The sequence below is a fragment of the Enterobacter sp. SCRI0065 genome, assembly GCF_059766475.1.
The window spans coordinates 270,944-283,392 of record NZ_JCBAJB010000003.1; the positions used below are offsets into that span (position 1 = coordinate 270,944).

Consider the following 12,449-nt stretch of genomic DNA (forward strand, 5'->3'; position numbering starts at 1 on the left):
TTCGGGGTTAGTTTCCCGACTCCGACCCGCATCAGCCACCGCTTGCAGAAGTGCAACCTCTGACACAACAGGGGCTTAGCGAAACCCTGCGCCGATTTCCTTAGCCTTGCCCCGTATTCACCGACACGAGGCAACCATGACCATTTCGACTGACCTCTCCCTTTTGCACGACCCGCGACGACAGGCGCGCCTGCTGTTCTGGCAGGGCTTTTCTGTGCCACAAATCGCCGACACGCTGCAGGTGAAGCGCCCGACGGTGCAGAGCTGGAAACAGCGCGACGGTTGGGAAGAAACTGCGCCGCTTAACCGCGTGGAAACGACACTTGAGGCGCGACTGATTCAGCTTTACGCCAAGCCAGACCTGACACCCCATGACTTTAAGGTCGCTGATTTCCTGTCACGCCAGATGGAACGGTTCGCACGTATCAACCGCTACGGCCAGACCGGAAATGAAGTGGATTTAAACCCCAATATTGCGAGCCGCAACAAAGGGGATCGCAAAAAACCGAAACGTAACTATTTCAGCGAGGAGGCTATCGAGAAGCTGGAGGAGATTTTCCTCGACCAGTCGTTTGAGTATCAGCTCAACTGGCATAAGGCCGGGCTTGAGCACCGTATCCGCCACATCCTTAAATCGCGTCAGATTGGCGCGACGTTTTACTTCGCGCGTGAGTCACTGCTGCGCGCGCTGAAGACCGGGCAGAACCAGATATTTCTGTCGGCCAGTAAGACGCAGGCGTATGTGTTCCGGAAATACATCATCGCCTTTGCGCGGCTGGTTGACGTCGACCTGTCAGGCGACCCGATTGTCATCGGTAACAACGGCGCAGAGCTGATTTTCCTCGGCACCAACTCCAACACCGCACAGAGTCACAACGGCGACCTGTATGTCGATGAAATTTTCTGGATACCCAATTTCCAGCGGCTGCGCAAAGTGGCGTCAGGGATGGCGTCACAGTCGCACCTGCGCACCACCTATTTCTCAACCCCATCCACGCTGGCGCACGGCGCATATCCGTTCTGGTCAGGCGAACTGTTTAACCGGGGACGCAGCAACCGCGACGAACGGGTCGACATCGATATCAGCCACCAGGCGCTCGCCGATGGCGTGCTGTCCCCGGATGGACAGTGGCGGCAGATTGTCACCATCGAGGACGCGCTCGCCGGTGGCTGCACCCTGTTCAATCTGGATCAGCTGAAACAGGAAAACAGCGCCGACGATTTCCGCAACCTGTTCATGTGCGAGTTTGTCGACGACAAGGCGTCGGTGTTCCCGTTCGAGGAGCTGCAGCGCTGCATGGTCGATGCGATGGAGGAGTGGGAGGACTTCGAACAATTTGCCGACCGTCCGTTTAACTGGCGTCCGGTCTGGATTGGCTATGACCCGTCACACACTGGCGACAGCGCAGGCTGTGCGGTGCTGGCTCCGCCACTGGTTGCCGGTGGCAAGTTCCGCATCCTTGAGCGTCACCAGTGGAAAGGGATGGATTTTGCGGCGCAGGCCGAGGCCATCCGGTCACTCACTGAAAAATATACCGTCGACTATATCGGCATCGATGCGACCGGCATCGGCCAGGGTGTTTACCAGCTCGTGCGCTCGTTCTTCCCGGCGGCGCGCGCCATTCGCTACACGCCAGAAATGAAGACCGCGATGGTGCTGAAAGCCAAAGACACCATCCGACGCGGGTGTCTGGAATATGACGCCGGTGCGACTGATATCACGCAGTCGTTTATGGCAATCCGTAAAACCATGACCAGCAGCGGTCGCAGCTCGACCTATGAAGCGAGTCGCAGTGAGGAAGCCAGCCACGCGGATATCGCGTGGGCGACCATGCACGCCCTGTTAAACGAACCGCTTTCCGCCGGGAGCGGGATGCACTCCAATTCTATTCTGGAAATTTACTAAGATGGCAAAGCATAAACCAACCGAAAAAACCGCCAGCGCACCGCAAAAAATGGAGGCATTCACTTTTGGCGAGCCCTCCGCCGTCATGGATCGCCGCGACATCCTCGACTATGTCGAGTGCATTCATAACGGGAAATGGTACGAGCCGCCGGTCAACTTCTCGGGGCTGGCAAAAAGCCTGCGCGCCGCCGTACACCACAGCTCACCAATTTACGTGAAGCGTAACATTCTGGCGAGCACCTACATCCCGCATCCGCTGTTGTCACGACAGGATTTCAGCCGCCTTGTGCTCGATTATCTGGTCTTTGCCAACGGCTATCTTGAAAAGCGCATGAGCGTCACCGGCCAGCTCATGAAGCTGGAAACCTCCCCGGCCAAATACACCCGCCGTGGCGTCGAGGATGGCGTTTACTGGTACGTGTCGAGCTTCACGCACCCGCACGAATTCGCGCCCGGCTCGGTGTTCCATCTGCTTGAGCCTGATATTAATCAGGAGCTTTACGGGATGCCGGAATACCTGAGCGCACTCAATTCCGCCTGGCTGAATGAATCCGCCACGCTGTTTCGTCGCAAGTATTACCAGAACGGCGCGCACGCGGGGTACATAATGTACGTCACCGACGCGGCGCAAAGTAGCACCGACGTGGAGTCGCTGCGTGATGCGATGCGTAACTCGAAGGGGCTCGGGAATTTCAAAAATCTGTTTTTCTACGCGCCCAACGGGAAACCGGACGGCATTAAGATCGTGCCACTGAGTGAAGTCGCCACAAAAGATGACTTTTTCAATATCAAAAAGGTGAGCGCCGCCGACCTTCTCGACGCGCACCGCGTGCCTTTCCAGTTGATGGGCGGCAAGCCCGAGAATATCGGCTCATTAGGCGACGTTGAGAAGGTGGCGCGGGTGTTCGTGCGTAACGAGTTGACGCCGCTGCAGGAGCGATTTAAAGAGATTAACGACTGGCTCGGAATGGAGGTGATCCGCTTTAAAGATTACAACCTCGATTCAGAATAAACCCCGTCAAAATGCCGCCTCCGGGCGGCATCATCACCGACCGCCTCAGACGCCCCACACGCCACGCAACCATCGCCATAGCATTAGCGCAGGCCAGCGAAGCGACAGCGCCGCCACGACGCCCACAGAAGCTTAAAATTAAATGCTGTCACCACCATTGGCGCGCAATGCTTTCCCCGCCACGCCTGCCCGCTTGATGGGTCGGTTTTAATGCAGTTGCATCAGCGGCCTCAAGCCACGCCAGACTAAATGCGAAGAGATTTCATCGAGCTTGCTTGAAAAATGCAAATTAATGCGCCAGTCAATGCACAGCCTTTCATACATCATTTTAAAAATAGGTGCCGATACTCGTCAAACGCCATGGATGGTACGTGTACAGGGCTACTTTCAGAAATCATATTACCCTCATCTTTCACCAGCTCTCGATATCTTTGTATGTTTTCCTTTACGATCCATGCTAATGAAACCATCTCAAGAGGAACTCTAAGCAATACTTGACGAGACACACCCCAAATCACTTCACTACCAAACTCTTTAAATATTAATGCATAATCCCCTGATAAATTTAAAACAAGTTCAAAGCCCTCATTCATAGCAATTTCCTTATAACATAAGAAATCAATAATGCAGAGCACCGTCAAATCACCAATTATAAAGTCATAAAGATCCACAGAGTCTTTTATCGAAAGTGTGAATGGAGTTAAAGGCGACCAATCCATATTGTTTTTTTGTTCATTAAGGAAGATAGGCAATATCTCCTTGCTTTTTAAACTCAGCTTATTTAACTCATCCTCTATTTTTCCTTGCCGTATTGCAATGATAAAACAACCATTCTCCACCATATGGGAAGAACTGCCTTGCTCATTGCATCTTTCTAACACTAAGTTCATTTCATCCACATAAGTAACTTCTGGTATGCAAACTTCCATTCGATGGACTAAGGGCAAATTACGAAAATTCTCTGCCTTATCCTCATGAAAAAAACTCGACAATTGTTCAATGTTTTTCCTTTGCCTTTCCACTCGATTATTTTTATTGGCACTTGATTTCACCTCGATAATTGCTGGAGGAGAACTACCGAGAAGACAAACATCTCCATGTCTTACGCTCATTGTAAGATCATTAAGTAGAGCTGGAACATCATTTTTACAAGCATCTTTTACCAATGCCCACTCTTCCTTAAGACCCTCCTTACCTCCCAATCGACCAGCCAGCTCTTTCGGATTGTAATCTACAACATTATAATAAAGGTGCTTCACATCAAATTTATCAATATACAAAAACGCGATGCCATCGCCAAACATCTTCAATATGTATATATTGAATCTCACATTATCCAGATACATTTCTATTAACTTGATTTTCTCTTTAATCTCTTTAGATTGACTTTTATCTCTGCCACCTTTCCTTTTCTCAGCTCTAAGCTGCGACGACCTTTTCTTTAAACGCTTAATTAAGCACTCTTGCCTTATTGTTTTCTTTATCAATTTAAACTGGAGAGAGAGTAATAATGATAGATTTGAAGTGTCCTGCGCCAATGCTAGCAAGTCATCTTTTAAATCAATAATAACATTCTTTTCAAATCCCTTAACAAACATCCCCATGTAAACCCCTCATATATATTCATAAATGAACTAACCTCACTTTACTAAAAATGAGGTTAACATTACAAATAATTAATTAGTGCCAGCTATCATCTTCCCACACTTCTTGCAGAATGTTGTCGAGCAACTCGCGATCTGAGTCTTTTTCAAAGCCCATTAGCTCAACCCTCGTCATTGCCCCCTTTTTCACAACGACTCGGCATATAGGAAAAACAGTCTTTACTCTACGAGTAAGTTCATCCTGAAAGGCATCCATGACCTTATGCGCAGCCCGCTGCTCCTCATCCAGAGTAATATTTATTCGTACCTCACCCTCTTTTTTTAATCGTTGTTTAAGGGGCTGTTTGGCAAAAACAACGGAAAATGAGCTGTTTTTAAGGAGGTTTCCCCGCGCAATTTCAGCAATCAAATTCAATGCAATTTCACGATCCCTTTCCTGGCAAACGCCATCTGCCGTTAGTCGGGCAATCATTTCTACTCGCTCAAGCATAACTAGTTCGTTCAGTTCTCTATTCACACATCCTCCGTCACGAGACACTGTATAAACATACAGTAGCACGCGTTGATAAAACTATGGAAGTAAAAAAAGAATCAAACGCTGTGTATGTACATGATATAGATGTGAATTAAACGATTACAATTTAGACAAACTCTTAAGCTCAGAGACACGTTTCATTATTTTTTTCGCTTGAGATTGGAACGATGGTGATGCTGCAAATACGTCTCCAATGGACGAACCTCTGCACCATTTCCCGTTAAAACAACTTTTTCCGCCAGCCATAAGGTGCAGAGCTTCGCCCCGGCTGATCGTGATGCCGGTGTTAACATGTACTTCGTCAATGGTTCTGTCAATTGTGGCCTGCTGCTCTACAGTTCCATGAGTATAACTCCGCCTCACTGTGAGCTTTTGCTCTCTCAGACGATTGGTTAATAGCCGCCTTTCACGCCTGCTCAGAGGTTTGGATAAATCCATCTCAGGCAGATCACTTTCGCTCCCCGTACAGTTATTGACAGAACTCCGAGAGGGCGCGGTTGCGCCCTTAACGTCAACGGCCAATTCAACAGCACGCTTTGGAACAATCTTCCACTGCGTCAGACGGGTAAAAATTGGAGTGCCAGCACCGACCTCAGAATCGTAAACACCACGGATGCAAACCGTTTCCTCTCCATACTGGTTAAACTCATCACGCGATTCGTACAGCGTGCGCACCTGCAGATCGTCACGGCGAACAAATGGGCCGCCCTGAGCGTTAACGTAACCGGCCCAATCGCCAGCGTCAGCGGCATCATGCACAGCAGCAAATTCAACGCTCAGACCGTGTGCGGTCTCTGTATCAGCGAGGCGACGTAGCTCGCGGTAAACCGTCACCGGCGCACCGCCGATAAACTGAAACTGACGGATATGCCAGCGCGCCGCCCATGCAGAAACAGCGGGTGCAGTCTCTTTGAGTAATTCACCGCTTTCGTCATCGGTTTCGCCATCAAGGGCGTAACCGTCAATATTCTTAGAGATGTATTTAGCGACATAGCCGGTCGCACTGCCTTTCTCAGGGTCAATCGCTTCGGCGTGAAAGCGTGCTTTTTTGGCTTTGTCGCTTTTCAGCTCATGACTATCTTCCTGCCATGCGTAATCCCGGATGACGCGGCGAACACGTTCGACATCCTCCGGCAACATAAACATAAGCATGTGCCAGTGAGGGGTCGCGTCATGATGCGGTTCGGCGACACGGATGCCGAAAATGCGGATGTCTTCCCGATGCAGTTTCGCCCTGATGCGCGCCCAAAGACTGGTGAGATAACCCTGTGTATCTGACGGGCTGGCTCCTTTCCATTTGCTGTTACGGTATCCCGCTTTAGTTGTGGCGTGATATTTGGATGGCGCAGTGAGTGTGTAAAATTCGCCGACATAACCGAGCTCATTGCAGATGTTTTCGAAACCCCGAATGCGCGTCATGAGCTCGCAACGACGGATCGCAGGGTTGGCGACCGAACCGTCATATTTCTCAATCAGGCTAATCCGGTTGCCTTCTTCATCCTCGAGCTCAAGACCTTTTAGAAACTCACGCGTCCGTCGCTTTTGTTCGCGCCAGTCTGTTACGCAGTTTTTGCTCGCATAGACGTGTTTTTTCTTACTGACATTACCGACAGCAATTTGCAGATGTTCGCGCCACGCAGACGCAACACGACGCAAACGGCCACGCCACCATGTTTCGGTAAACATGCGGATCACGGCGGGGGCAATGTCATTTTTGTCGAAAAATTTCTTTGTCACTCGCTCCCAGTGAGGAGGGGTAACATTGAATTGTTGAGAGATAAAACCTGCGTGCATGTACCAGGTATAAAGCGTTTTGAGCTCACCAGACCCGGTGTCGTCAATATTAGCCAGCTCCGAGCGGATGAAATTCGCAATGTCGCCGGCCAGCAGATCAATATCGGCGCGCGACATATCCGGGAGGCGGTTAAATCTGGCAATCATATTCACCATGCGAGACGCCAGATATTGCAAAAGCTGAGTATCAAAATGACCACCGAAAACAGCGGCGGAAACGTCGCTTTTGATGCCGGTACATTCATATTTTTTGGCAACCAGTTCGAGACGCGGCAATGCCTTTTTGCAAAAGCTGATTAAAAAGGCATTGGCTCGTTCACTGCCCTGCGTTTGCTCCAGTACGGTAGCCGTGCGGTTAACCTCAAATCGCACGCACTCAGGCTGATGGGCAAGCGCCTTTCGCGCATGCAGCAAAGCCGCGAACATTCTGTCGCGGCGGTGCTGTTGCTCATAGGTGAGATATGGGCTGGCTAATGCAGACCCCGGAGTATTCCACGGGTAAGCAAACTGAATAGCCAATTCATACCCCCCGATAGTGCTTTAATTTAAGCTCTGAGATTTGCTGGCAGGTAACACAAAAGGTCACACCTAAAATCGCTATACGGCGTGCCTCCGGGATGGGGGCGTCACATTCTTCGCACAGCAAGCGAGACGGTGCAGCGTTACGGCTGCGAGCATTGCTGATGTGGCGCTCACGGTCTTCCTGCTCGCGCTGTTGTGCTAAATCCATTGCGTCGGCCATTAGTGCAACTCCTGTGATTCGTTCTCAAAGCGGCAGGCTTCGCGGCGCAGCAATTCAGCGGCTTCGGTGCCGTTCATGCCCTCTTTGGTGATGTAGATCGCCAGTGCCTCAAGGCGAATCGAAACAGCGAGGGCGCGGTCTTTGCGTTCTTCTTTTCTGGCATCAGTCAGCAATACGGCCAGCGCATCGCTGTCAGTTTTAAAACTACGGGATTGGGTATTACGCATAAGTAACTCTCCTGATTTCGGGCAATAAAATGCCCGGCGGGTTTACGCCATTAATTTTTCTGTCTGGATTAATTCGGCATGGTTAGCCGTTTGGGAAATAAGCTCACTACTGCGCGAAAATGATTCATCGCGGTAATAAGCGCTTTTTTCTCCTCAGTAGTCAGCTCACTTAATTTGAGTTCATGGCGAGCATTTGGGATTTTCGCCAGATAGAAAATGGCAGACAAAGCACGGCTATTTTCTTCAAACAGCGGATCGCGCTTATCACGCATATCAGCAACGAAGCGCTCAAGCTCTTTACCGCTATCACCCCAGTATTTCGCTCGCAGCTCTGCAACGTAGTTGAGACCGGCCAGGCGCTCACCGGCCATTAACGGCGCAGCTTGTGGCACAGCTTCGATAGCCATGAATTCTCCTCATAGCGGGAAGATAAACCAGCCAGTAAATCGGCCTGCGAGCGGCTCGGGTGCCAGCGCTTGCCATCTTTCCCTATGATCCAGCCGTGACCGCAGTGCATGGCCGGGCTTTGCTTAATGAGAAGAGAGGCGAATGAGGGTTCGTTTTTCAACATAGCCACCTCACATAAGACCGAAGGACGCGCCAATACCACTAACGGTATCAACCGCACTTGCCATTGCGGGATTAGCCTGAAGGCGAGCCTGTAAAGCGAGGGCCGAAAGCGAGAGCATACGAATACCGGCATTAACACTTTCAATCATGGTGCTCTTACGAGCTGAGGTCAGGCGTTCAGTTGAAACTGCGCCGCTTGCCAGTTCGCCGAGTTCACTCATGGCGCGCATGACGTAGGACTGCAATTTGTCTTTCGCCAGTTCGTTAACCGGCACGCATGGCAGACAATGGATCTGAGCCAGAAAACCATCGACGAGTGTTGAGTCTTCGGTAAGGTCAGTCACTAGCCATAACTCTGGTGGTGTGAACTGGTGAGGCTGCTCCGGGTTGAGCTTGTTACGTAACGTTTGAACATTCATCCCCGCACGCTCTGACAGCTTCGCCATGTTGTGACGCTGCGCGAAAGCCCGGCACGCTTCGTCGTAGTGGGGATGTTTGGAAACTTGAAAATCAAACATGCTTTGCCTTTAGCTAATCTATAGGATGATTTACGCATTAAGCGAAATATCACATTCGCTTAATGCCTGGATGGTAAGCGCGGCCATGTTGATTTCAACCAACCCTTTCTTCTGCTTTCCTTTCGGTTTAATTGGCAATTTTCCGTATTCAATCAGGTTTCTAGCGGTTTCTTTGTTGGTGCCAGTACGGCGGCAATACTCATCTAATGGCAAGTATGGCTCTGGTATGATGATTGTAATGTTGGGGCGCATAGTGCAAACTCCGTCAGTTAACCTGTACGGCAATACAGGGTTATATAAGGCAACATTCAAACTACGGAGCCAGACTAATTCGAATTTCGAGAAGTGTCAATATCACATTCTCGATTTTGAAAGTGTCGATTCTTTATGAGCAAATTCAAAATTGACCTTGATGTAGATAGCACTCCTATCCTGGATAGAGTGATTGAGGCTTACGGCTTTACGCAGAAGTTACAGCTCGCGGAACATCTGGACATGGCAGCAAGCTCTCTCTCCTCGCGCTATAAGCGTGGAATTTTTCCTGCTGATATCGTCGTGAGATGTGCTGCTGAAACAGGTGCAAATTTAGAGTGGCTTGCGACTGGTCGAGGCCCTAAGTTTGACGACGATGAATTAGATATCCTCAAGGTCCCACGCCGAAAGATCGTTGATGGTCAACTCTATGAAGCTGGCGTGCTAATGCTGGACAAAGTGGCATTCTTACCGGGTAAGCCACTGCCACAGAAACCAATGTGCATCATTGATGGTTTCATGCAGTACATCGTTGACCAGTCTTTCTCCGAAGTTTATGACGATGACTGGTTGGTCGAAGTGGAAGGAAAAACGAGTATTCGCACCCTCACCCGCATCCCAGTTGGTAAGGTACGTATTAGCGGTGTAGGTATGGCATTTGATTGCGCCATCGATGACATCAAAATTATTGGCAGGGTTGTGCTAACTGTAAAATAAGATAGGGACTTCTTAATGATTGACTATAAAACAGCATCAAAAGATCAGCTAAAACAAGAATTCACACGCCTTGCAAAGGTCGTATCTGATTCAACGTTTGGCACAAAAAAAGAATTTTTCCACTTACCCAATATCCTCAATTCAGGTGAGCAACCGCTGGCAGTTGCAAGTGGGGCGATGGACGGAAACACCTGGCTAATAACGCTCACAAACCAGCGAGTCATCTTCCTGGATAAGGGCATGGTTTTTGGCGTGAAACAGGTCGATGTCAACCTTAAAAACATTGTAAGTGTTGGTGGGAAAACTGGGCTGATTCTTGGTGAGATTATGATCTCCACAAGCGGTCAGACGTACACCATCAAAAATGTCATGAAGACATCGGTTATTCCTTTCACAAACCTGATCAATTCGACCCGAAACGCTCAGAACGAAGCTCCGCAACAAGTTGAGCAAGCTAAACCACAGGCAGATGATTTTATCTCTCAAATGGAGCGTTTAGCTGCACTCAAAGAGAAAGGAATTCTAAGTGATGAAGAGTTCCAACAGCAAAAACAACGAATTCTAAACGGTTAAGTTATGCCTGTAAGAAAACTAGCTGATGGCCAATGGATTGCAGATTTTTATACTGTAGACCGTACCAATGGCAAAGATGGCAAGCGCATCCGCAAAAAGTTCTCCACCAAAGGCGAAGCGCTTGCTTTCGAAAATTATACACTGCAGAAAATTGATGATTCCCCTTGGCTTGGAGAAGGCAAAGACAGCCGCCGCTTGTCTGATTTAGTGCATCTCTGGTTTGATCGTCATGGCATCACTTTGAATGATGGTGAGAAACGCAAAAGTTCTATGTTGTGGGCTGCGGAATGTATGGGATCGCCATTGGCTACAGAGTTTAATGCTCAACTATTCACTGCGTATCGGGCCAAAAGACTTGAAGGTGAATTTGCCAGGACGAAACGAGTATCCAAAGTTTCCCCTCGAACAATGAATCTTGAACATGCTTATTTTCTCGCTGTATTCAATGAGCTGAAAAGATTGGGTGAATGGAAAGCGCCGAATCCTTTAGAAAACGTAAGACAGTTCAGAATCGATGAAAGTGAAATGTCTTACCTAACGGGTGAACAGATCAAAACTCTTTTACATGAATGCCGAAACAGCAACGCTAAAGATCTCGAAATTATAGTGAGAATTTGTTTAGCTACCGGCGCAAGATGGAGTGAAGGAGAAAAATTAAAGCGTTCACAGATTGCGGCAGGAAAGATAACTTTTATAAAAACTAAGGGGAAACGTAATCGTACAATTCCTATATCGAACGAATTGCTCGAGGAATTACCAAGGAAAAATGGAAGCCTTTTTACTCCATGTTATTACGCATTTAGAAATGCTCTTGAGCGTGCAGGAATTGAACTTCCAGCAGGACAATTAACTCACGTTTTACGACATACTTTCGCAAGTCACTTTATGATGAATGGTGGAAACATACTTGTGTTACAAAAAATACTCGGACATTCTGATATAAAGATGACAATGCGATATGCACATTTCTCACCTAGCCATTTACAAGACGCACTAAAATTCAACCCTCTAAATAAAGCAATTTAAAGGTATAAGTAATGACTACTCAGCCAACATGTTATTATTGCAATGAACCCGCAACGACAAGCGAACATATTCCTCCTCGAGGTCTGTTCCCTGACTCAGAGAAATACACTTACAACCTTTTAAGCGTACCATCATGCAATAAACATAATAATAAAAAATCAGATTTAGATAACAGAATGCGCCTGTTTTTAGTAGGGGTAAGCAAGAAGATACATCAAGATAAAGATTTAAAAAAATTGGTGAATAAAGTTATCCGTGGAACATTGAGGGACGTGAAGACATTTAATAACTTTGCTAAAGACACCAGAATTGTTAGAAAGAAAAATAAAGAACTCACCTTAATCAATCCGAACTTTGAAAACTCTGAAGTTAATATAGTGTATGGAGATCACAAATTTTATCAAGAGTGCATTTTGAAGGGGATTTATCATAAAACATATGGCGATACATGGAGTAAACAACTGTTCATTATACCTATGAGCCTTGTGGGTTTTGATGAAGATTTTGATGTATTGGATTTTGCATTTGGCATACAAGAATTTAAAGATTTAACAGAAAAAAACTTAAATATGCACAGTAAGCACAAGGTATTTCAATACAAAACTGAAGAAGTTGGAGATTTAATTATAATTAGTGTGTGCCTATACATGGAGTACTATTTCTATGGCATTTTTTGTGATGCTTCCTTTCTACAAAATATCAAGAATAAGTTTACACCTGATTCCCCCGTTACATCCTTCAATAATGCAGAGTATGTTTATCATGAACCCAAAAATGTCGCAAAAGTGTCGCAGTAAGTCAGGTTTATTGACATATACTGCCTATTATTACCAAGGCAATGCATTGATAAATATGTAAATGCTTAATTTTTGGTTGGTTATCATAGTTCTCATAATCGCTTGGTCGCTGGTTCAAGTCCAGCAGGGGCCACCAAATTTTAGCTTTAAAATCATAAGATTAAGCCACTCGAAAG

General features: G+C 47.6%; 15 protein-coding genes. 6 read left to right on the forward strand and 9 right to left on the reverse strand.

Annotated elements, in window-relative coordinates:
- Positions 1-136: 136 nt before the first annotated feature.
- Both AC6EMZ_RS11350 and AC6EMZ_RS11355 read left to right on the forward strand, forming a co-directional pair.
- Positions 137-1,906, forward strand: a complete 1,770-nt coding sequence (locus AC6EMZ_RS11350; RefSeq protein WP_498402594.1) for a terminase ATPase subunit family protein — start codon at positions 137-139, stop codon at positions 1,904-1,906.
- Position 1,907: 1 nt separating this feature from the next.
- Positions 1,908-2,918, forward strand: coding sequence for a phage portal protein (locus tag AC6EMZ_RS11355; protein ID WP_498402595.1), 1,011 nt, complete (start codon positions 1,908-1,910; stop codon positions 2,916-2,918).
- 323 nt (positions 2,919-3,241) lie between these two features.
- On the opposite strand, the gene AC6EMZ_RS11360 is transcribed toward AC6EMZ_RS11355, so the two are convergent.
- The 9 genes from AC6EMZ_RS11360 to AC6EMZ_RS11400 all read right to left on the reverse strand — a co-directional run bounded on the left by AC6EMZ_RS11360 (position 3,242) and on the right by AC6EMZ_RS11400 (position 9,160).
- The gene (locus AC6EMZ_RS11360; RefSeq protein WP_498402596.1) at positions 3,242-4,522 is read right to left on the reverse strand and encodes a hypothetical protein; all 1,281 of its coding nucleotides are present in this window, start codon (positions 4,520-4,522) and stop codon (positions 3,242-3,244) included.
- A gap of 76 nt (positions 4,523-4,598) precedes the next feature.
- On the reverse strand, positions 4,599-5,039 hold the full coding sequence (locus AC6EMZ_RS11365; protein ID WP_498402598.1) for a DinI-like family protein: 441 nt from the start codon (positions 5,037-5,039) through the stop codon (positions 4,599-4,601).
- A 117-nt stretch (positions 5,040-5,156) separates the two neighbouring features.
- Entirely contained in the window at positions 5,157-7,370 is a 2,214-nt protein-coding gene (locus AC6EMZ_RS11370; protein ID WP_498402599.1) for a replication endonuclease, read from the reverse strand.
- Position 7,371: 1 nt separating this feature from the next.
- Positions 7,372-7,593, reverse strand: coding sequence for a TraR/DksA family transcriptional regulator (locus tag AC6EMZ_RS11375; RefSeq protein ID WP_102067837.1), 222 nt, complete (start codon positions 7,591-7,593; stop codon positions 7,372-7,374).
- Entirely contained in the window at positions 7,593-7,820 is a 228-nt protein-coding gene (locus AC6EMZ_RS11380; protein ID WP_106995029.1) for a DUF2732 domain-containing protein, read from the reverse strand. Before AC6EMZ_RS11380 ends, AC6EMZ_RS11375 begins: the two co-directional genes overlap by 1 nt.
- A 68-nt stretch (positions 7,821-7,888) precedes the next feature.
- Entirely contained in the window at positions 7,889-8,227 is a 339-nt protein-coding gene (locus tag AC6EMZ_RS11385) for a DUF5347 domain-containing protein (RefSeq protein WP_313848136.1), read from the reverse strand.
- Complete coding sequence (locus tag AC6EMZ_RS11390) at positions 8,191-8,391, reverse strand: phage filamentation protein Fil family protein (protein WP_498402601.1); 201 nt, start codon at positions 8,389-8,391, stop codon at positions 8,191-8,193. The genes AC6EMZ_RS11385 and AC6EMZ_RS11390 overlap by 37 nt, the downstream gene beginning before the upstream one ends.
- Positions 8,392-8,398: 7 nt before the next feature.
- The gene (locus tag AC6EMZ_RS11395) at positions 8,399-8,908 is read right to left on the reverse strand and encodes a phage regulatory CII family protein (RefSeq protein WP_498402602.1); all 510 of its coding nucleotides are present in this window, start codon (positions 8,906-8,908) and stop codon (positions 8,399-8,401) included.
- A gap of 30 nt (positions 8,909-8,938) precedes the next feature.
- A complete protein-coding gene (locus AC6EMZ_RS11400) occupies positions 8,939-9,160 on the reverse strand; it encodes a regulator (RefSeq protein ID WP_139883480.1) in 222 nt (73 codons plus the stop codon).
- Positions 9,161-9,295: 135 nt separating this feature from the next.
- Here AC6EMZ_RS11400 and AC6EMZ_RS11405 point away from each other — a divergent pair, with 135 nt between their 5' ends.
- From AC6EMZ_RS11405 to AC6EMZ_RS11420, 4 genes are read left to right on the forward strand one after another with little or no spacing between them, the layout of a single operon-like run.
- Complete coding sequence (locus AC6EMZ_RS11405; protein WP_411500639.1) at positions 9,296-9,877, forward strand: phage repressor protein CI; 582 nt, start codon at positions 9,296-9,298, stop codon at positions 9,875-9,877.
- A 15-nt stretch (positions 9,878-9,892) separates the two neighbouring features.
- Entirely contained in the window at positions 9,893-10,450 is a 558-nt protein-coding gene (locus tag AC6EMZ_RS11410) for a PH domain-containing protein (protein ID WP_498402603.1), read from the forward strand.
- Between the two features lie 3 nt (positions 10,451-10,453).
- Complete coding sequence (locus tag AC6EMZ_RS11415) at positions 10,454-11,476, forward strand: phage integrase (RefSeq protein WP_498402604.1); 1,023 nt, start codon at positions 10,454-10,456, stop codon at positions 11,474-11,476.
- 11 nt (positions 11,477-11,487) lie between these two features.
- A complete protein-coding gene (locus tag AC6EMZ_RS11420; RefSeq protein ID WP_498402605.1) occupies positions 11,488-12,273 on the forward strand; it encodes a hypothetical protein in 786 nt (261 codons plus the stop codon).
- The last annotated feature ends 176 nt before the right edge of the window (positions 12,274-12,449 follow it).

Excerpts from the sequence above, each read along its gene's own strand:
- AC6EMZ_RS11380 (WP_106995029.1), bottom strand. The coding sequence starts at position 7,820 with ATGCGTAATACCCAATCCCGTAGTTTTAAAACTGACAGCGATGCGCTG.
- AC6EMZ_RS11390 (WP_498402601.1), bottom strand. The coding sequence starts at position 8,391 with ATGTTGAAAAACGAACCCTCATTCGCCTCTCTTCTCATTAAGCAAAGC.
- AC6EMZ_RS11355 (WP_498402595.1), top strand. The coding sequence starts at position 1,908 with ATGGCAAAGCATAAACCAACCGAAAAAACCGCCAGCGCACCGCAAAAA.
- AC6EMZ_RS11405 (WP_411500639.1), top strand. The coding sequence starts at position 9,296 with ATGAGCAAATTCAAAATTGACCTTGATGTAGATAGCACTCCTATCCTG.
- AC6EMZ_RS11375 (WP_102067837.1), bottom strand. The coding sequence starts at position 7,593 with ATGGCCGACGCAATGGATTTAGCACAACAGCGCGAGCAGGAAGACCGT.
- AC6EMZ_RS11350 (WP_498402594.1), top strand. The coding sequence starts at position 137 with ATGACCATTTCGACTGACCTCTCCCTTTTGCACGACCCGCGACGACAG.
- AC6EMZ_RS11385 (WP_313848136.1), bottom strand. The coding sequence starts at position 8,227 with ATGGCTATCGAAGCTGTGCCACAAGCTGCGCCGTTAATGGCCGGTGAG.
- AC6EMZ_RS11395 (WP_498402602.1), bottom strand. The coding sequence starts at position 8,908 with ATGTTTGATTTTCAAGTTTCCAAACATCCCCACTACGACGAAGCGTGC.
- AC6EMZ_RS11415 (WP_498402604.1), top strand. The coding sequence starts at position 10,454 with ATGCCTGTAAGAAAACTAGCTGATGGCCAATGGATTGCAGATTTTTAT.
- AC6EMZ_RS11360 (WP_498402596.1), bottom strand. The coding sequence starts at position 4,522 with ATGGGGATGTTTGTTAAGGGATTTGAAAAGAATGTTATTATTGATTTA.
- AC6EMZ_RS11400 (WP_139883480.1), bottom strand. The coding sequence starts at position 9,160 with ATGCGCCCCAACATTACAATCATCATACCAGAGCCATACTTGCCATTA.
- AC6EMZ_RS11410 (WP_498402603.1), top strand. The coding sequence starts at position 9,893 with ATGATTGACTATAAAACAGCATCAAAAGATCAGCTAAAACAAGAATTC.
- AC6EMZ_RS11420 (WP_498402605.1), top strand. The coding sequence starts at position 11,488 with ATGACTACTCAGCCAACATGTTATTATTGCAATGAACCCGCAACGACA.